The 18923-nt window shown below is 48.5% G+C and carries 17 protein-coding genes; 5 read left to right on the top strand and 12 right to left on the bottom strand.

Annotated elements, in window-relative coordinates; genetic code table 11:
• Window positions 1-18: 18 nt before the first annotated feature.
• The 9 genes from HMPREF9469_RS19960 to HMPREF9469_RS19920 all read right to left on the bottom strand — a co-directional run bounded on the left by HMPREF9469_RS19960 (window position 19) and on the right by HMPREF9469_RS19920 (window position 8234).
• On the bottom strand, window positions 19-354 hold the full coding sequence (locus HMPREF9469_RS19960) for a PTS sugar transporter subunit IIB (RefSeq protein ID WP_007865859.1): 336 nt from the start codon (window positions 352-354) through the stop codon (window positions 19-21).
• Between the two features lie 69 nt (window positions 355-423).
• Entirely contained in the window at window positions 424-1701 is a 1278-nt protein-coding gene (locus HMPREF9469_RS19955) for a PTS sugar transporter subunit IIC (protein ID WP_007865855.1), read from the bottom strand.
• Window positions 1702-2133: 432 nt separating this feature from the next.
• Window positions 2134-2562, bottom strand: a complete 429-nt coding sequence (locus HMPREF9469_RS19950; protein WP_007865849.1) for a DUF3788 domain-containing protein — start codon at window positions 2560-2562, stop codon at window positions 2134-2136.
• 131 nt (window positions 2563-2693) lie between these two features.
• Window positions 2694-3704, bottom strand: coding sequence for an aromatic acid exporter family protein (locus tag HMPREF9469_RS19945; protein WP_007865847.1), 1011 nt, complete (start codon window positions 3702-3704; stop codon window positions 2694-2696).
• A 171-nt stretch (window positions 3705-3875) separates the two neighbouring features.
• On the bottom strand, window positions 3876-4703 hold the full coding sequence (locus HMPREF9469_RS19940) for a hypothetical protein (protein ID WP_227162486.1): 828 nt from the start codon (window positions 4701-4703) through the stop codon (window positions 3876-3878).
• Window positions 4704-4812: 109 nt separating this feature from the next.
• Window positions 4813-5604: a nucleotidyltransferase domain-containing protein gene (locus HMPREF9469_RS19935; protein ID WP_007865842.1), complete on the bottom strand. Its 792-nt coding sequence runs from the start codon at window positions 5602-5604 to the stop codon at window positions 4813-4815.
• A 2-nt stretch (window positions 5605-5606) separates the two neighbouring features.
• Window positions 5607-6629 carry a nucleotidyltransferase domain-containing protein gene (locus tag HMPREF9469_RS19930; protein WP_007865839.1) on the bottom strand — a complete coding sequence of 341 codons (1023 nt, stop codon included), beginning with the start codon at window positions 6627-6629 and terminating at the stop codon, window positions 5607-5609.
• Between the two features lie 202 nt (window positions 6630-6831).
• Complete coding sequence (locus HMPREF9469_RS19925) at window positions 6832-7767, bottom strand: sensor domain-containing diguanylate cyclase (RefSeq protein ID WP_007865836.1); 936 nt, start codon at window positions 7765-7767, stop codon at window positions 6832-6834.
• Window positions 7768-7913: 146 nt separating this feature from the next.
• Window positions 7914-8234 carry a hypothetical protein gene (locus HMPREF9469_RS19920; protein ID WP_007865833.1) on the bottom strand — a complete coding sequence of 107 codons (321 nt, stop codon included), beginning with the start codon at window positions 8232-8234 and terminating at the stop codon, window positions 7914-7916.
• Between the two features lie 53 nt (window positions 8235-8287).
• Here HMPREF9469_RS19920 and HMPREF9469_RS19915 point away from each other — a divergent pair, with 53 nt between their 5' ends.
• Entirely contained in the window at window positions 8288-8929 is a 642-nt protein-coding gene (locus tag HMPREF9469_RS19915; protein WP_007865830.1) for a PBECR4 domain-containing protein, read from the top strand.
• 92 nt (window positions 8930-9021) lie between these two features.
• Here the strand turns inward: HMPREF9469_RS19915 and rlmD are convergent, their stop codons facing one another.
• The 3 genes from rlmD to HMPREF9469_RS19900 form a co-directional block, all read right to left on the bottom strand.
• Window positions 9022-10416 (bottom strand): 23S rRNA (uracil(1939)-C(5))-methyltransferase RlmD, encoded by a 1395-nt coding sequence (gene rlmD, locus HMPREF9469_RS19910; protein WP_007865827.1) that lies wholly within the window; start codon window positions 10414-10416, stop codon window positions 9022-9024.
• A gap of 173 nt (window positions 10417-10589) precedes the next feature.
• Window positions 10590-11543, bottom strand: coding sequence for a 3'-5' exoribonuclease YhaM family protein (locus HMPREF9469_RS19905; RefSeq protein ID WP_007865824.1), 954 nt, complete (start codon window positions 11541-11543; stop codon window positions 10590-10592).
• A 98-nt stretch (window positions 11544-11641) separates the two neighbouring features.
• Window positions 11642-12985 (bottom strand): S1C family serine protease, encoded by a 1344-nt coding sequence (locus tag HMPREF9469_RS19900; RefSeq protein ID WP_007865821.1) that lies wholly within the window; start codon window positions 12983-12985, stop codon window positions 11642-11644.
• A 190-nt stretch (window positions 12986-13175) separates the two neighbouring features.
• Here HMPREF9469_RS19900 and HMPREF9469_RS19895 point away from each other — a divergent pair, with 190 nt between their 5' ends.
• The 4 genes from HMPREF9469_RS19895 to HMPREF9469_RS19880 all read left to right on the top strand — a co-directional run bounded on the left by HMPREF9469_RS19895 (window position 13176) and on the right by HMPREF9469_RS19880 (window position 18910).
• Complete coding sequence (locus HMPREF9469_RS19895) at window positions 13176-15614, top strand: endonuclease MutS2 (RefSeq protein WP_007865818.1); 2439 nt, start codon at window positions 13176-13178, stop codon at window positions 15612-15614.
• Between the two features lie 43 nt (window positions 15615-15657).
• Window positions 15658-16368, top strand: a complete 711-nt coding sequence (locus HMPREF9469_RS19890; protein WP_007865817.1) for a response regulator transcription factor — start codon at window positions 15658-15660, stop codon at window positions 16366-16368.
• Between the two features lie 4 nt (window positions 16369-16372).
• Complete coding sequence (locus tag HMPREF9469_RS19885; RefSeq protein WP_007865816.1) at window positions 16373-17779, top strand: sensor histidine kinase; 1407 nt, start codon at window positions 16373-16375, stop codon at window positions 17777-17779.
• An 87-nt stretch (window positions 17780-17866) separates the two neighbouring features.
• On the top strand, window positions 17867-18910 hold the full coding sequence (locus tag HMPREF9469_RS19880; protein WP_007865815.1) for a hypothetical protein: 1044 nt from the start codon (window positions 17867-17869) through the stop codon (window positions 18908-18910).
• Window positions 18911-18923 lie beyond the last annotated feature (13 nt).

Genomic DNA, 18923 nt, shown 5'->3' with positions numbered 1-18923 from the left:
TTACTCCATCCTCCCCTGTCACTCTTGGTAATGATCCAATACATCCAGAGCCTCCTTCAGGATCGCCCCGCCCTTTACCAGCCCATATTCACGCATCGGGATATTCATATAGGGGATATCCAGCCCAAGGCTCTTTACATACTCCATGATATCTCCGGTGGAGCTTTTAACCTGAGGGGCGATCAATATAATATCCAGCCCATTGTAATCCAATTCCCGGTAACGCAGGCTGGGCGAACAATGCACATCCGCCTCCACACCGTATTCCCCCGCGTGCCGGATGATACTGTCAACCACCAGTCCGCTGGACATGCCGGACGCACATAAAACCATCATTTTAACTTTTCTTGCCATTATCGCACACTCCTTTTTATTTCATTCCTGTGAACCGGTTCCTATAATCCCGCTTCTATAAGCCTATTTCTATGAATTCTCCTCCTCGATCATCCTTGCCTCCCAGATCTTAGCAAATGGATAGTAAATGACAAAAAGTACGATCAGCAGCACCACCTGGGCAACCACACACCACACATCCCCTCCGGATGACAGGTATGGATTGATCAAAAGAGGCGTGGTCCACGGTGTCGGCACATAGGCTGCTGTGATCATCCCCAGCCTTGTGAGGAAATACGCAAACATGGATCCCACGATCCCCGACAGCATGAAAGGCACAAACATAATGGGGTTAAATGCAATGGGAGCGCCGAAGATAATGGGTTCATTGATATTAAAAATGCCGCAGGGCAAAGCGAGGTGAGCCACCTCCCTCAGGGTCGCGGACTTAGACTTCCACCAGATCAGGCACAGGGGCAGTGTACTGCCCACGCCTCCGATCATGATCCAGGTGTACACAAAGGGCTCTGTAAATACATGAGGCAAAGGCTGGCCGATCAGGGATGCTGCTGTATTCTCAGCAATATTGGTGATCAGCAGGGGATAACATACCCCCCATACAGTAAAGGATCCTCCATGGATTCCCACAAACCAGAGAAGCTGAAGCAAAATAACGCATACCAGCACGCCAAACCATGTATCCTGAAGCACCAGCAGGGGACTGATGATAATATTGAGGAACTGGGTCAGGTCAAATCCCAGTACCACCCTGGCGATCCAGAAAAAAGTTGCCAGAATGGACATGGGGACCAGGGCGCCAAAACTGGTTGCTATGTTGGCAGGTACGCCCTTGGGCATACGTATGGTCAGGTTCTTGTCATGGGCAAATTTCATAAATTCCGCCACGATCACGCTGACAATGATAATGGAAAACATACCCTTGACCGAAAGTCCGGTACAGTCCATGGTATTGGCGGAAAGATCAATGGGAGACACCACAATAAGAGAACATGCCACCGTCACAATGCTTCCAATGTTCTGGTCCAACCCATACATTTTAGCCATCTCCGCACCAAGACTGATCGCCAGCCACAGACCGATAAAATTAAAGGTCATGGAATAGAGGACATTCAACTTATCAGCATAGGGCGCAAACAGGTTTGCCAGTCCGGGAATCGGCAGGTTTGTAAGGATCAGCGGAACAGAACCCACGATGATAAACGGGATGATTCTGATATACGCGGTCCTGATCGCAGCCATATGCCTTTGGTTGCCGAACTTCACAAGGGGAGGCGCCACATACTTCTCAATCCACGCGCCAAACTGTTCCATCCTGGTCTCGAATTTACTCACTTTTCTTTCTGCCATCTCATTACCTCCTTTATACTGTTTTCTCTCACATCCGACATTTTCTTTTTAAACCTGAAATAACCGGGAGGGATCATTGATACAGTGATCCTCCATACATGGAATCCATCCACACCCCCTATTGTTTATTATTGTTTGTTTTGTTCCTTTATGTAGTTCTAATCAGTTCGTTTTTAGTGCTTTTATTCTATACCAAACCTGTTTTTAAGTCAATGGTTTGTATAATTCTTTTTATTTTCAGCTTTTTGTACATATATTTATGTGCACTATTTATATATTCGTTCTGCCATCTCCTTTCCACATTTGTTCGTTATGGTTCTTTTTATCTTCTGATTCGATAATACGAAAGCAAAAAGGGGCCGCAGCCTGTGATGTGTGATTCACAAACTGCAGCCCTTATACACCGGCCCTTATACACCGGCTTACCCGCTTCTATCTCTTTGTCTTCATCCTTACACCTATCAGTTCCTTTACATCCTCCAAGATCTCCTCACTGGTCACCTCAATCATCAGCCACCGCCCACCGTTGAAGGGGGTACATCTTTCATACAATTGCCGGAGATAGGCAGTGCATCCCTTTAATACCAGCTCTGCTTCAGTTGCTTCCTTTGCTCCGATGGAAATCATACAGATAAACTTCCCCTGTTCAGGATACAGGGTGCAGATTGCCCGGGAACTTTTTTTGTATTTCACATTCCACCCCGTCTGCATGGTGCATCTGCTGAATTCAATGCGCGGTGTTACAAGATAGTTTCTCTCCACATAAGTGCACAGGGATTTCCAGTATGGGCTCCCGATAAAACTATCTATTTCCTTCATATCAGGCTGTCTGTCTGCAGGATACGCTTCATGCCAAACCATAAATCCACCTCTCTCATCTGCTTTATTGTATGGATAGTATATCAGATCAAACATGACATCTGTGTGTCATTTTATATGGTCTGCTCAGGCTCTGTACATTTCACGGCACCCCATACATTTCCCGGGACAGCCTACGCCTTTTCCCAAAACGCGCTGATATCCTCCCGGCTCAGTCCCTGGACAAATTCCCGCTTCAGCACCAAGAACCGTTCCAGTTCCAGCAGCACCTGAAACAGCACAGCCCTGGCCTCAAATTCCTCCCTGGTCGCGGGCAGGGGCTGCTGTCTCATCTCCAGCTTCACCCATTCCGTTTTCTCCAGAAGTCCTAACGCATTGTTATACTCATGAAACGACCGGCTGATATCACGGGCAAGAACAGCCAGACGTTCAGCCTGCACCGGGAAGGAATCTGCCCGCTCCAGATATGACCGGATCCTTCTGAGCACGGCCAGCTGATTTTTCCTCAGTCCCATATAACTCAGATAATACCTTGTATCTGCCAGCAGGCTGTTCTCCATATGGCGGTATGCCTCCTGTTCGCCGTCTCTCAGCATCTGTTCCAAGCTCCCCACACATGCATCATAAGATCTGCGTCCTTCCTCTCCGCGTTTGGATTTTCCGTCCAAAACATCCGCCATCCCTGCCAGCAGAAAGCGAAACTGTTCCTCGATCATCTGCTGTCTCCGCCGAATGGCCGCCCTTCTCCCCGGAATATAGAGATTCATGGTAACCCCCACACCGGTGCCGATTACTAAAAGCAGAACCTCGTTCACCACATTGGCAGTTCCCATGGCGCCTTCTGCAAGGAAATGTGTCATAAGCACCGTGCTCACCGATATTCCGTCCTGTATCTGAAGCCAGGTACAGGCAGGAGTGAACAGGAGAAGAAACACACCTATGGCCAGCGGACCGTATCCGCACAGCCCAAAGCACAGGGGCGCCAGCGCCAGGGCCAGAAGAAAGGCAGACATTCTCCTGGCCATCAGCCGTATGGTCTCACGTTTGGTGTCATGTATGCTCAAAAGAGTGATCACCCCTGCTGACGCAGCATAATTTAATCCAAGCCCCTCTGCGATCAACATGGCAAGAAGGCTGCCGCCGGCTATTTTCACTACTTTTAAAACATTAAAATGCTGGTTCATTTGCCCACACCCGTCCCTTTTCAGTCACACTCCAAGCTAATTTATTCTGCCCCTGCCATGCCCAATCCATACGGCTCCCATGCCTTCTGTTCCGTAAAACAGGACAAACCGGAAGCTGCAGCAGTCTTCCGGTTCCACACATCTCTTTGTCTTTTTCTGGTAAGCCGTCTTTTACTGGTAAATCTGGTTGATCTTCCAATATCCATTAAACCGATACATATTCAGGCCGCTGTCACCGCCCATCTGCACGCCGGCATTTCCTACCTCTTTTAATTTAGACACCTCCACCCTGTCGATGGCTTTGGACAACTTATCCGTAAACACTTTATCTTCCCCAAGGGCCTTTAACTGGTCCGGTGTCTGGATCTCCTGGCTGGTACCGTTTGCATAGGTCATTACCATTGGATAATTACACATCATGGCAAGAGTGTCAAGGCTTTTATAAGAAAATGTCTTCTGAATCTGCTCAGCCATCTCAGAAAGGCTGCTGATATCCACAGCCTGCTGGTCTGAACTGCCTGCCGCATCCAGATAGAAGTAGCCTGCCTTCCATTTTCCTCCCACTTTATACAAAGACAGCCCGCAATCATCCCCCATCTGGGCCCCCGCCTTGCCTACGCTGACTAATTTCGCCACATTGGTGGAAGCAACGGCATTTCTCATTGCCCTGGAAAATATTATCTCACTGCCCAATGCCAGAAATCCCTGCTTATTTTTTATCTCCACCAAATCTCCGTTCTTATAGGAAACCGTCAAAGGATACGTACACAGCCCGGCCAGCTTATTCAGATCCTGTTTATCAAATGCCTCCTGCACATGTGCTGCCGCGTCCCTCATTTTACTCTCATCAGAAGATTGGGATCTGGCCCCATAGGCTGTGCCTTTTGCAATAGCCTGCCCTTTGACAGGGATGTTTCCATTCGCAAATGCCGGTATGGCCGGCACGGTGGTGGCCATTGCCAATGCGCATAGCATAATTACCGTGTGTCTTCTTGTCATATTTAATCTCATTTCTTTATCCCTTCTTTTTTGTGATAGCTTCCTATTGGTTACATATCTTAGACGGAGAAATGAGGATTAAAGTTGCAGGCACTTTCTGATTTTTATTTTATAGTAACAGTTCAGGACAGCGGGAACCTGAATCCAGAATTTCCATGAAAACATGGTTTAATTCATCCCATCCGTTTTTCCTGTCTTCAGGCAAATGATCCGTATAGGATTTCTGCCTTGCCAGCTCCTCCTCAATAAAACATTGAATGGCCGGCATTTGCGTCCCCTTCTCGCCCTCTCCCATGCGTCCCTTGAGCTCCAGAAGTTCCTCTATACCCTCCCTCAGTTCCTGGGGTATGTCCATTTTCATCAGATCAGAAAAAAGCACCGGCGGCGGACAGTGGGTTTCCTCAATATATTTTCCTGCAAGAAGAGGCCTCAGGGCATAAAAATACTTTTTATAACTCACCCTCTCCTCCTGCAGATACTGGGCATATGTACTGTTGGCCGTCCCATAATAGTGATGGGAGGCCGCCTTTGAGGAAAAGAAGCCGGCTGCCGCCTCATAGATCCGCCCCCACTCTTTTGTGGTCCTGTATACGATAGGAGAATTGCTCCACTCAAACAAAGTCGCATTCCCTCTATGGAATTGTCTCAGAGCCTTTTTCAGATCCCATCCATTGATATCCAGCACCTCGTCCAACTGCCATTCGATCACATCCCTTGGTTCATCCAGTCTCAGGTAATCTTCTCCGCTTCTCACATAGATAAACCTTACATCATAATCACTGTCCGGGGAAGCAAAGCCCCAAGCGCGGCTTCCCGACTCCACTGCGTGAAGAATCCTGACTTTTTCCTTTTTCTCAATTTCCCCAAGCTTTTGCTGGATCGTATTAAAAATATCATCCATCATCAATAATCCCCCTCTATGGATCTTCGGTTTACATATTCCACAAATGCCCCCACCTTTTCCATGTCCGGATTATCCGGAAGCACGCTTTCCCTGGTGGCGGTTTGAAGCCGTTCCTCAAAATCGGCAAGGATATCGTAAAATTCACTGTCAAATGTCCCGTCCTCTTTCCGGAACCCTCCGCTGCGTATCTTCATCAGCAGATCCAGATCATGCCTCCGGTTGGTATTAATCTCCCCTTTTTCCAATATATCTACGGCCATCATAAATAACCGGATCAAATGCATTGCATGTTTATTCAGATGATTATCATCCTTTTTCCTGTTGCGTTTACCGATCTTATCATAATCCTTCACAACGCTGTGCATGGCCGCCCACATACTTTCATAATCCCGAAGAGGCATATGCCGGTAGTCCGCATCCATATAGATTTCAGTCTCCAATTCCGGATTCTCAGACCGGTCAATGTACAGGCGGATACTTCCCCTGTCAAAGCTGGAATACCGCCTTTCAAAATCCTCCAGGGCATTTCTCACCGACCGAAGGATGTGCTGCTCCTTTTCGGTCTGGGGCATGGAGTCCCTGGCAATGGCGTTCTGAAGCCGTCTCAGCTGCGCTCCCGCATATCCCCCAAAGGACTTGGCCGCCCGTTTGGATAAAAAGATCCCCTTGTGATCCAGCAGTTCCTGGCCCAGTTTTGATTTGATCAGGTACTGGTCCTCATCCAGGCCAAGGATCTCACAGGTGTTGGGATTGCAGTCCAGCAGCAGTCTCACGATCTTGTTAAATGAATAGATCACCGTGTCCGTATTGGCATCCTCATACTGTTCAAATTCCGTAAGCCCGATCAGGTCAGAAGGCATATTCAAGGTAATCCCGCGAAAATCAATGTCACTGTTCTCATTACACGTTCCGTATGCATAGCTTCCCCCCAGGCCCAGAAGGATGATCCTGTTTCCCAGCCTTTTCTCTGTCCGGAGGAAATCATATTCACTTGTGTTCATCAATTGTTTGAAATCAATCATGCTATTCTCTGTTTCCATTTCTGCAAATTTCCCAGTATAGTATCGGGATGAGGGGTAATATTATCTGCGGGTATGTATACGTTTATTCTTGGAAGGCGAGAAGACATTTTAGACCATTTAAGCCCAAGAATACAGCGCGGCACAGTGTTCGCGTCAATAGGAAATCCGGTTAATAATGATGTCTGAAGAAACGGAGTCCGCCTTAGCGCAAGGGGATCTCTTGTTCGCTTCTGTCAAGTTCTGAAAAGAATACAGGCTTTTCCTTTGAGATCTTGGCATGGTAAAGCGCTATATCCGCCTTTTTAAATAGAAGGTTAAAATTTGCCGCCTCCCTGGGAAAAACAGCAACTCCCATACTGTTCGTGCAGACAAAATCATCAATCTCCAAACGGCTCAGATTCTGAAGCTTACGGTACAGCCATTTCTCATCTTCGATATCCGGAATAAATATAATAAATTCGTCACCGCCAAAGCGGCCCAGTATGTCTGTTTTACGGAATGACATTTTAATTGTCCGGGACAGCGATTTGATAATCCTATCACCCTGATCATGTCCATAAGTATCATTAAAATGCTTAAAATTGTCAATATCCAATATTACAAGAGCATGCTGTAAATTTTTACGTTCCTCCAGGATATCACGAATCAATGTGATGGAATATTCTTTATTGTAAAAGCCTGTAAAAGCATCCCGGTTGACAGCTTGTTCCAAGCTTTCGGTCTTTTTCTTTGTATCAGTTATATCCATGATTACGCCGATCATTCTTACGGGCTTATTATCTTCTATGATAGGAGTCACATGGATCCTGCACCATATAAACCCAGACCCTCCGGCTTTCATGCGGGCATCATAGATCGCCGGTTTGCCGTTCAGAATTTGTGCAAAAGCATCCTCGATCACTTCCCAATCATCCGGATGTGAAAAATATTCGCTAACAGCCAGTCGGTATGCTTCCGGCTCCAACACGCTGTAGGGCTGCACGTCTTTTAGAATATCATCCCCTGAAACGCCGAATATGGTCTCCGCGTTTTCAAAAAAGGTGTATTGCTGCCGCAAAATGTCAACTTCAAAAATACAGATCCTTGCAGCACTCAAAGCGATACGCAGTCTTTCTTTGTATTGTTCCAATTCATTCATGCTATTTTGGGCCTTTCTTTAATGATGGTTGTCTTCCGTTTCCATCAATTGAACGGGAATGACTGTTTCTTTCAGTTACATTTTTCCATATATACATATCTGTACTCACACCTCCATTCGTAGTAGTCCGTCCTTTTACATTTTAATCAGCCGAATCTTTCCTTCAAAAGCTTTACGCTTTCCCTTAGTTCCTCTGAAAATTCATCCAAATCATCAAATACAATTACTTCATCCTGCAAAAAACGGACTAGATCAAATATCATATTTCTTTTACTAAGTTCTATACAGACCCCAGGTGTTTTCTTATCCCGTTTCATACGCTTCTCCATTGTCCAAAACTTTGTTGAAGCAGGTTCATTACTGTTTAAATAAGCAACATAATCCTCAATGAGCCGCTCCATATAATGTTCCTGCCAACCAGATACTTTTTCTCTATAAAGTTTCCAATCACGTTTCGATGGTTCCATAAAATTATCCCCTTCTATTTTTCTCTCCGTTCTAATTTTACAACAGTCTCGACATGTGTTCAAATACATTTAACAATAACCCAAAACACATACCATACCTTCTAAGTATTAACTATTCCGATGCACAGTACCATCTGATTATCGGGCGCAAAGGAAAATCTGTAGATATCACCATTGAATTTAAACCTATCGACTTTCATCATCTCATGGGGCTTGGGAAATTAAAAGACCTGCGTATTGCAACGCAGAACCGGGAATCCGTTTATTTCGGAATCCTGAACGGAACAATCACGTATCCTTCCATCTGTAAGAGTCGTTACATAGGACAGATTGAAAACCGCTTCACTCCCCTTTCCTATATCGAGCAGATTTTTGACAGCAATAAACTGATCTTCCGCTATAATGAAAAACAGAATCAATTTTCCCTAATTGAAACAGACTACCTTTTGTCCACCGCTTTTTCTGGGAATGATATTTATATTTTTATCAAGGAAAAAGAAACTGTAGGACGATTTTTCTGTCGTTCCTTTTTTCCTAAAGAAAAGAAAGATTATACGATTGGGCAACCACAATACACGTTACTCTTTAAAGAAAAGATTACTGTCAGTACTGGAGAGAAAGTCATCCAGTATGACCGGCTCACTCCCAAAAGCGACTCCGCAAAGATATCTCTGCAAGAGAACCCTAAAAAGTAGAAAAGCAGAATAACCGTACTGACCATTCTGTCTTTTCACTTTTTTAGCTTCTATCTCTGCTTATAATAACAACATCTTGTGGTTCAACCCCGCTATTTCTTCTTATCACCACAATACGTCATGTTTACCACGACCTCGCAATGCACCGTCCCAGGAAACATATCACAACATCTCACCTTCTCCACCTCATACCCCCCATCAGCCAGATACCTCAGATCCCTGGCCAGCGTAGCCGAATCACAGCTCACATAGACCACCCTCTCCGGCTGCATTTTAAGTATCGTATCCAGGCAGACCGTATCACACCCTTTTCTGGGTGGGTCCACCACGATCACGTCCGCGTGGATCTGGTTTTTCTCATACTGTTGGAGAAGTACCTCCTCCGCCTTTCCCACAAAGAATTCCACATGATCCATCCCATTGACAGCCGCATTCCTCCGGGCATCCTCAATGGCCTGGGGCACGATCTCCACCCCATAGACCTGCTTTGCTTTTTGGGCCAGGAACAGGGAAATGGTCCCGATGCCGCAGTACAGATCCCACACCGTCTCATTTCCGCTAAGATTTGCATACTCCAGGGCGGTTTTGTACAGCTTCTCCGTCTGCACGGGATTTACCTGGTAAAATGAAAGCGGGGAGATCTGGTACTGCACATCCCCGATATAATCCCTTATATACCCAGGCCCATATAGGTTTACGATCTCCTTTCCCATGATCACATTTGTCTGTTCCGTATTGATGCTGTAGGAAATACTGGTCATCCCTTTTACCTGGCGCAGCATTTCCACCAGGCGCTCCTCTCCTGTCCCCGCGTTCTTCCCTGACAGCTTTCTCCCGTTGATCACCAGGCAGACCATGATCTCCCCGGTCTTAAATCCCTTTCGGATCAGCGCATGTCTCACAAGACCTTTATGACCGGTCTCGTCATAGGGCTCCACCCCCTGTTCTTCCATGAACCGTTTGATGATCCCTAATATCTCCTGATTCTCCTCCACCCCCAAGAGACAGTCATCATTTTCTATGATGTCGTGGGTACGGCCGGCATAAAATCCCGCTATGATCTTCCCATTCTTGTCCCTGCCAAAGGGGAACTGTGCCTTGTTGCGGTATCGCCATGGATGTTCCATACCCATGATGGGCAGCATGTTAATTTCCTCCCGGCCAAACCTTCCGATCCGCATCAGATTGTTAAGCACCTTCCGCTCCTTAAACTGAAGCTGCTCTTCATAGCTCATGGACTGAAGCTGGCACCCGCCGCACCGGCGTGCCACGGGGCAGGCCGCCTCCACCCGGCTGCCGGACGGTTCCAGCACCTCCATCAGGCGTGCAAAACCATATGATTTTTTCATCTTCATGGCTTTTGCACGGACCACATCCCCTATTACCGTGTCCTTGATAAACCAGATGTAGCCATCCAGCTTTCCCACCCCTGCGCCATCCTCACTCATGTCCTCTATCACAACCGTAAATTCCTGGTTCTTTTCCATTATACATCTCCTGCCTTAACGTTCTTGCCCATGGATTTCAGGCAAATTTTCATTTAAAAAGCTGAAAACATCAACGCGCGTTTGATTTTTTCTTCCACCACTCCTCACGCCCCGTGTTTTCAGCCTTTTCCATTCATTCTATTGTCGAAATTTTTCTGCTGTAAAAATCTTTCTTACTCCGAAGTCTTCCTGATATTTGTCTCCAGCAGCCTGTTGTATCCCAGCCAGCCTTTATTATCATTTCCAGCATTGCCTGCATTCAGCGCCTCGATCATGGTCTCCATCTTGGCATCTGTATTATCCGCAAAGTTCAGGGCCAATGCCTCTAACAGAGCCGGTTTCTTAGGTGAGCCGTATTCCAGCTCTCCGTGATGTGCCAGGATACAGTGCTTAAGCTCCAGAGCCAGCACCTCCGGGAATCCCGGAATGGCACGTATACCCCTGCTCACCATCTCGGTACCAATAATAATATGCCCCAGCAGCTGGCCGTCATCCGTATAATCATTCTCCGGGAAACGGGACAATTCCTTTGTCTTACCGATGTCATGGAAAATGGCTGCTGTCAGCAGCAGATCCCGGTTGAGCTGAGGATAGTAGGAAGCATAATAATCACAAAGCTTTGTCACGCTCAGGGTATGCTCCAAAAGTCCGCCCACAAATCCATGATGGACGCTTTTTGCAGCGGAGTGGAACTGGAATGCCTTTGCAAAGGCCGGGCTGTCCACAAAATAAATACTTAACAGCTTCTGAAGATGCTGGTTCTTCACGGATCTTATGTAGCCCAGCAGTTCCTCATACATCTCCTGAATATTCTTCTTGGAAACCGGCAGATAATCCGCTTCCACGTACTCCCCTTCCTGGGCCTTGCGGATGCGGCGTATATTCATCTGGTTGGAGCTTTGGAACAGGGTAATGTCCGCCTCCACGTGAACATAATCCATGGTTTCAAACTCTCCCACGCCGGGCGAACCCAGGTCCCAGATCTTGGCATCAATGGTCCCTGTCTTATCCTGAAGCACCAGATTGCCGTACTCCTTGCCGCTCTTTGTCAGTGCAATCTGCTTGTTCTTGCACAGGTACACATCCGCAATGTGCATGCCTTCCCTGAAGGTGTCAATGTATTTCATTTTTACTTCCTCGTCTTTCTGATATGTTTAGTACTGCATTGCATAAGTTTGAATGACTATATTAAATGACTATACAATAACGCAGCCAGGCGTCTGAACTACCTGGCTCCGATGGTTACTGGAAATTCAATTTCTTTATATTCATCTTTCCCGTTGCGCAGTACGGCTACCTTGATCTTGTCGCCCACATGAAGCTTCTCCACCTGGTTCTGGAAATCCTTCATATTACCCACCTGCTCACCGTTCATCCAGGTAATGATGTCGCCTGCCTGTATGCCCGCATTATACGCCGGTCCGTCTGTAATGGATGCAGTGACATAAATGCCGTAAGGCATGCCGCTGTCCTCCATGGCCTGATTTACCTCCTGCCCCTTAATGCCGAAATACGGAGCTGAAATCCCGTTGATCAGCATGGAAAGGATCCCCTTATAATCAGACACAGCCACCACCGTGGTCATCCGGCCGGAGTCCTCATCATCATATTGATCCGTAACCCATCCGATCAGTTCACCGGATGTATTGACCAGAAATGTTCCTGCATCCGCATCCCCATTGGCATCTGTGTAGAAAAAACGGCTTGTACCATCCACGGTCTGCACATTGCGCACAACATAGGAAATGTTGCCGTAATCACTGGAATGCACGATCCCCGCAGGAGCGCCCACTGCCACCACCAGATCTCCCTGCTTTACCGAGTAGGAATTTCCTAGTTCAATGGCCTCTACCTTCTTAAACTGCTCGCTGTCCATCTGGGCCGCATCCACACTTATCACAGCCAGACCGGCGATGGTGTCGCTCTGCTTCACCGTGCCCGGCATCATGGTATTATCCGGGAACGCAACTTCAATGGAATCCGCTGCCTTCACCGCCTGCCCGGGAGCCAATATAAGGATTTCAGCCCTGGTCCTGGCAATGATAATTCCGGAGAACTGTCCTGATGTCTCAATAGGATTATCAAACCAGTCCTTTTCATGCTGTATGGAATGCACCACCACCAGACTGTCGTCCGCATTAACGGCAATGGCACGAAGGTTGCTGTATAATTTATTCAAATCGTCAATGGAATACCGGTACTTCTCCATCTCGGAGCGTACCATCTCATCCACAGGCTCTGTCTGGGCCGGTTCCGCTTCGGAGGATTCCTCTGCCGTAGTGGCCTGGGTGGTCTCCGGATCATCCTTGGGAATGGTGATCTGACTGCTCTCCTCAGGTGTTTCCTGGCCCAGCAGACGCTCCGCCACGGGACGGCTCACCACAAAACAGATAGCCGACAATACGCCGAACAACACAGCACAAAATACAGTCAGCAGGATCTTCCTGGCAACCTGACGCCTGGACAGGGGCTGACGGACAATTTTTTCATTGATAAAGCGGTGGGACTTGTCCGGCTCATGGTCCTGCTGGTTGGTATTTCTATGCTGGTCTGCATGTTTATCCGCCATAGTACTCCTCCCTCACGAAGAATCTCATTTTCTATTATACGTTTCTTCCAGATATTATGCAAGATTTTATATATGAAAAGATCGTAAAAAAGATAGTAAATATCATTTTTTATGGTATAATTTAAATGTCGCCTTTTGGAAAAAGGCCCTTTTTAATCCAGCATCTTGACATAAATTATAGGTGGATCATATGAATTTGAAAGCATTAAAAACGTTAGAATACGATAAGATAATCAACCAGTTGACAGAATATGCGGCGTCCCCTCTGGGAAAAGAACTCTGCCGCGGCCTTGCCCCTTCATCGGATCTGGAAGAGATCCGCACATGGCAGGCGCAGACAACTGATGCAGTTACAAGAGTCCGATTAAAAGGCACCACTTCTTTTGCAGGCGTCAGGGACATCAGGGACTCATTAAAACGTCTGGAGATCGGAAGTTCCTTAAGCATACCGGAGCTGCTCTCCATCAGCTCCAACATGACCGCAGCGGCCAGGGCCAAGGCCTATGGCAGGCATGAGGCAGAGGACGATGGCAGCCGGCAGGACGGAATCGACACATCCGATTCCCTGGAACCTCTGTTTGCAGGCCTGGAACCCCTCACCCCCCTGAACAACGAGATCAAACGCTGTATCCTCTCCGAGGACGAGGTGGCGGATGATGCCAGTCCCGGATTATCCCATGTACGCCGGTCCATGAAGGTGATCGCCGACCGCATCCATACACAGCTGAATTCCATCCTCAATTCCAACCGTTCCTATCTTCAGGACGCGGTTATCACCATGAGGGACGGGCGCTACTGCCTTCCCGTCAAATCCGAATACAAGAACCAGGTGTCCGGCATGGTCCACGACCAGTCTGCGACCGGCTCCACTCTGTTCATAGAGCCCATGGCCATTATCAAGCTGAACAATGAAGTGCGCGAACTGGAGATCCAGGAACAGAAGGAGATCGAAGCTGTCCTGGCTTCTCTCAGCAATCAGGCCGCGCCCTTTATTGAGGAGCTTAAGATGAACCAGGAGCTGTTGTCACAACTGGACTTTATCTTCGCAAAAGCAAGCCTGGCGCGCCGCTACAAGTGCAGTGCCCCTGTATTTAACAACCGTGGTTTTATCCATATCAAGGACGGGCGCCATCCGCTGCTAAATCCCCAGTCCGTGGTTCCCATCAATGTATGGCTGGGAAAGGATTTTGACCTGCTTATCGTCACAGGCCCCAATACCGGCGGCAAGACCGTGTCCTTAAAGACCGTGGGGCTCTTTACCCTCATGGGCCAGTCAGGGCTGCACATCCCGGCCTGGGAAGGATCCGAGCTGGCAGTGTTTGACGAGGTGTTTGCAGATATCGGCGATGAACAGAGTATTGAACAAAGTCTCAGCACCTTCTCCGCCCATATGACTAATATTGTCCGCATTTTAAGCGAAGCTGATGCACGCTCCCTGTGTCTTTTTGATGAACTTGGCGCAGGAACAGACCCCACAGAGGGTGCTGCCCTGGCCATTGCCATCCTTTCCTTCCTGCACAACATGAAGTGCCGCACCATGGCCACCACCCATTACAGTGAGCTGAAGGTGTTTGCCCTTGGAACACAGGGTGTGGAGAATGCCTGCTGTGAGTTTAACGTGGAGACACTGCAGCCCACCTACAGACTGCTGATCGGCATTCCCGGCAAAAGCAATGCATTTGCCATTTCCAAGAAGCTGGGACTTCCGGACTATATCATTGAGGACGCCAAGAACCATCTGGAAGCCAAGGATGAGTCCTTTGAGGACCTGCTGTCCAGCCTGGAGTCCAGCCGCCTTACCATAGAGAAGGAGCAGGCGGAGATCAATACCTACAAGGAAGAGATCGCCAAGCTCAAATCCAGGCTCACCCAGAAGGAGGAGCGCCTGGACGAACGCAAGGATAAGGTGATCCGGAATGCCACCGAGGAGGCCCAGCGCATTCTGCGTGAAGCCAAGGAGACAGCGGACCAGACCATCAAACAGATCAACAAACTGGCTGCCAGCAGCGGTGTGAACAAGGAGCTGGAGGAACAGCGCGCCAAGTTGAGGGACCAGATGAAAAAAACAGATGAGAAACTGGCGGTTAAGGCCAAAGGCCCCAGCCAGCCAATTTCTCCCAAGAAACTGAAAATCGGCGATGGTGTCAAGGTCCTGTCCATGAACTTAAAGGGCACGGTAAGCACCCTGCCCAATGCCAAGGGCGACCTTTATGTGCAGATGGGCATACTCCGCTCCCTGGTAAACATTAAGGACCTGGAACTCCTCAATGAAAAGGACATAAGCGCTACCCTGGGTGACGGCTCCTCCTACAGCTATGGCGGGAAGTCCCCGGCCAAGGGCAAGGGAAGCGGCTCCAGCCAGATCAAGATGTCCAAGTCCGCATCCATTTCCACGGAAGTGAACCTCATAGGCATGACCACTGATGAAGCCCTTCCTGTCATGGAAAAATACCTGGACGATGCCTACCTGGCCCATTTGCAGAGCGTGCGCGTAGTCCATGGGCGCGGTACAGGCGCCCTAAAGAACGCGGTGCACAAGCGTCTTCGCCAGTTAAAATACGTAAAGGAATTCCGCCTTGGCCAGTTCGGAGAAGGGGACTCCGGCGTAACTATTGTGACCTTCAAGTAAATGATCACCCAACTAAAACTGACCCAAAGAGGAGGAATAGAACATGGCAGAGAAGCAGAGAATTCTGATTGTGGATGATGATGCAAATATTGCGGAATTAATCTCCCTCTACCTGATGAAAGAGTGTTATGAGACAATGATCGTGGGAGATGGTGAGGAAGCGCTCAGGGTGTTCCCTGAATTTAAGCCCAACCTGGTCCTTCTGGACCTGATGCTTCCGGGCATGGACGGATATCAGGTGTGCCGGGAGCTGCGGTCCGCCTCTCAGGTACCGGTCATCATGCTGTCGGCCAAGGGAGAGATTTTTGACAAAGTCCTGGGCCTGGAGCTGGGGGCTGACGATTATATGATAAAACCATTTGACTCCAAGGAACTGGTGGCCAGGGTAAAGGCCGTGCTGCGCCGCTACCAGGCGGCTCCCGCTCCCATGCCCTCCTCCACCCAGCAGCAGGGGGAGTATGTGGAGTATCCGGATCTGATTGTGAACCTGACCAACTACTCCGTGATCTACATGGGCCACTCCGTGGAAATGCCGCCAAAGGAGCTGGAGCTTTTATATTTCCTGGCATCCTCACCCAACCAGGTATTCACCAGGGAACAGCTTCTGGACCACATCTGGGGCTATGAGTATATAGGCGACACCCGCACCGTGGACGTACATATCAAACGTCTCCGGGAAAAAATAAAAGATCATACCAACTGGGCCATCACCACTGTGTGGGGAATCGGCTACAAATTTGAAGTAAAGAGGTAACACGATGACCCGTTCCTTATATTCCAAGTTCATACTGGGATACCTGATATTCGGGCTTTTAGGGTTCATCACAATCGCCACATTTTCATCGAAAATGACACGCGACTATCTGGTGAGATACCAGGCGGATGCCATGTATGACGAAGCCAATATCATTGCATCCTCCTGCAGCACCATGTACCAGGGCAAGCGTCTGGACTCCGAGGAGGTCACCTCCCAGATCCGGGCTCTTTCCAAGTACCTGCGGGCCGAAATATGGGTTGTCAACCGGCAGGGGACTGTTGTCATGGACAGCCAGGGCAGTTCCCGGGTCCAGACCACCATCACCAATTTTGACCCCACTGCAGTGGGCAACCGATCCTATTCCATGGGCAACTATTATGGGTTATTTAAAGAGGACGTACTCAGCGTATCCGCTCCCATCACAGGGAATTACAACACCTACGGCTACGTTCTGATCCATCTCCCTCTGAGTCAGATCACCCAGTCCCAAAATGATATCCTGAACATCCTCTACATCACATCCGCCATTGTGTTTGCTTTGTCCTTGATCATCCTTTTGGTATTTACCCAGACCGTATACCTGCCCCTGCGCAAGATCACCTATGGCGCCAACGAATATGCCGCAGGCAATCTGGATTACAGGATTGAAGTAAAAACCCATGATGAGGTGGGCTATCTGGCCAACACGCTGAACTACATGTCCGATGAGCTGAATAAGATGGAGGAGTACCAGAAAAACTTCATTGCCAATGTTTCCCATGATTACCGCTCACCGCTGACTTCCATCAAAGGATACCTGGAAGCCATCCTGGACGGCACCATTTCCAGCGAGATGTACGAGAAGTATATTTCCCGTGTTATCTCAGAGACAGACCGCCTGCACAAGCTGACTGAAAGCATGCTGACCCTGAATTCACTGGATGCCAAAGGTTACCTGTCCCGCACAAACTTTGACATCAACCGGGTCATCAAGGATACGGCGGCCTCATTTGAGGGCACCTGCGATGCCAAGAATATAAGCTTTGAACTCACATTCTCCGACAGCATCCAGATGGTGTTTGCGGACCTTGGGAAAATACAGCAGGTCCTCTACAATCTCATTGACAATGCGATCAAATTCAGCCATCACAACTCCACCATCTATATACAGGCATCAGGCCGGTATGAGAAAATATTCGTATCAGTGAAGGATACGGGGATCGGCATCCCAAAGGATAGCCAAAAAAAGATCTGGGAGCGATTTTATAAGACGGACCTGTCAAGGGGCAAGGATAAAAAAGGCACCGGGCTGGGGCTTTCCATCGTGAAGGAGATCATCCAGTCTCACGGGGAAAACATCGATGTGGTAAGCACGGAAGGGGTAGGCACGGAATTTATCTTCTCCCTCCCCCGCTCCACCAACCTTTAATAATTTGTAAGACATTTCCTGGAATAATGTGATATAGTTATAAGTAGATAAACCTTGTAAAAACCAAGAAAGGAAGGACATGCCGATATGATCATATGGAAAAAAGCAGGCGCTGCACTTTTAATCATTTCCCTGCTGTCCACTGCAATGGCACCGGCAGTCATGGCAGCAAGCAAACAGAAAGTGGGCAAGATCAATCTTACCATTGATTCAGATATCCGTACCGGACGTGACGGAGGGGATGTGGAGGTAACACCTACCGGCGACAACACCAGTCTTTATTACGTGGATTCCTGGGAAGTCACCAATGATGACGGGGATAGCTGGACCAAATCCAAACCCCCGGAAGTAACCATCACCCTGGGCGTGGAGGACGAGGAGGAGTACTATTTTTCAAGCAGCTCTTCCAGCGCTTTCAAACTGACCCTTGGCTCCTCCAGCAAATACCGTTTTGACAAGATAAAATTCGTGGATGCAAAGCGTAAAGACAGCAATGCAACCCTTATCCTGACCATCCAGCTGATATTTGACAAGGATGCGGACACCAGCGCTGCAACCGCGCCCGCCAACCTCCAGTGGGACGGCGAGCACATGGGCGCCGGCCTGTGGAACATTGTTTCCAGTTCCAAGTACTACCAGGTTCAACTCATAAAAGACGGTTCAGAGATCGGCGAGATCAAAGATACCTATGACACATTTTATGACTTTTCCAAACAGATCACTGCACCCGGAACTTACAAGTTCAAGGTTCGTTCCGTGAAGTCCAGCAACAGCGCCAAAAGCAGCTGGACCACATCCGGTTCCTGGACCGTAAGCGATGGGGATGTTCTGGCCCTGGGCAATGCACCTGCTGCTGTTCCAGCGGCTGACAACGGCAGCTGGCAGACCTCAGAGGACGGCACCCGCTGGTGGTGGCGCAATGGGGACGGCAGTTACCCCACATCCGCCTGGAAGGAGATCGATGGAAAGTGGTACTATTTTAATGTGGACGGTTATATGGCAACCGGCTGGGTTGAGGTGAGCGGAAAGAGTTATTATCTGGATCCGGCCACCGGAGCCATGGTTACCAATGCCAGGACACCTGATAACTACTGGGTCAATGAATCCGGTGAATGGGTGCCCGGAGCATAGATATCCGGAGCAT

The sequence above is a fragment of the [Clostridium] citroniae WAL-17108 genome (genome assembly GCF_000233455.1).
Lineage (GTDB): Bacteria > Bacillota > Clostridia > Lachnospirales > Lachnospiraceae > Enterocloster > Enterocloster citroniae.
Note: the sequence above shows the minus strand (reverse complement) of the source record. Positions and strands in the feature narration are given on the sequence as shown.

Excerpts from the sequence above, each read along its gene's own strand:
- HMPREF9469_RS19960 (WP_007865859.1), bottom strand. The coding sequence starts at position 354 with ATGGCAAGAAAAGTTAAAATGATGGTTTTATGTGCGTCCGGCATGTCC.
- HMPREF9469_RS19955 (WP_007865855.1), bottom strand. The coding sequence starts at position 1,701 with ATGGCAGAAAGAAAAGTGAGTAAATTCGAGACCAGGATGGAACAGTTT.
- HMPREF9469_RS19950 (WP_007865849.1), bottom strand. The coding sequence starts at position 2,562 with ATGGTTTGGCATGAAGCGTATCCTGCAGACAGACAGCCTGATATGAAG.
- HMPREF9469_RS19945 (WP_007865847.1), bottom strand. The coding sequence starts at position 3,704 with ATGAACCAGCATTTTAATGTTTTAAAAGTAGTGAAAATAGCCGGCGGC.
- HMPREF9469_RS19940 (WP_227162486.1), bottom strand. The coding sequence starts at position 4,703 with ATGACAAGAAGACACACGGTAATTATGCTATGCGCATTGGCAATGGCC.
- HMPREF9469_RS19935 (WP_007865842.1), bottom strand. The coding sequence starts at position 5,604 with ATGGATGATATTTTTAATACGATCCAGCAAAAGCTTGGGGAAATTGAG.
- HMPREF9469_RS19930 (WP_007865839.1), bottom strand. The coding sequence starts at position 6,629 with ATGATTGATTTCAAACAATTGATGAACACAAGTGAATATGATTTCCTC.
- HMPREF9469_RS19925 (WP_007865836.1), bottom strand. The coding sequence starts at position 7,767 with ATGAATGAATTGGAACAATACAAAGAAAGACTGCGTATCGCTTTGAGT.
- HMPREF9469_RS19920 (WP_007865833.1), bottom strand. The coding sequence starts at position 8,234 with ATGGAACCATCGAAACGTGATTGGAAACTTTATAGAGAAAAAGTATCT.
- HMPREF9469_RS19915 (WP_007865830.1), top strand. The coding sequence starts at position 8,288 with ATGTGTTCAAATACATTTAACAATAACCCAAAACACATACCATACCTT.
- rlmD (WP_007865827.1), bottom strand. The coding sequence starts at position 10,416 with ATGGAAAAGAACCAGGAATTTACGGTTGTGATAGAGGACATGAGTGAG.
- HMPREF9469_RS19905 (WP_007865824.1), bottom strand. The coding sequence starts at position 11,543 with ATGAAATACATTGACACCTTCAGGGAAGGCATGCACATTGCGGATGTG.
- HMPREF9469_RS19900 (WP_007865821.1), bottom strand. The coding sequence starts at position 12,985 with ATGGCGGATAAACATGCAGACCAGCATAGAAATACCAACCAGCAGGAC.
- HMPREF9469_RS19895 (WP_007865818.1), top strand. The coding sequence starts at position 13,176 with ATGAATTTGAAAGCATTAAAAACGTTAGAATACGATAAGATAATCAAC.
- HMPREF9469_RS19890 (WP_007865817.1), top strand. The coding sequence starts at position 15,658 with ATGGCAGAGAAGCAGAGAATTCTGATTGTGGATGATGATGCAAATATT.
- HMPREF9469_RS19885 (WP_007865816.1), top strand. The coding sequence starts at position 16,373 with ATGACCCGTTCCTTATATTCCAAGTTCATACTGGGATACCTGATATTC.
- HMPREF9469_RS19880 (WP_007865815.1), top strand. The coding sequence starts at position 17,867 with ATGATCATATGGAAAAAAGCAGGCGCTGCACTTTTAATCATTTCCCTG.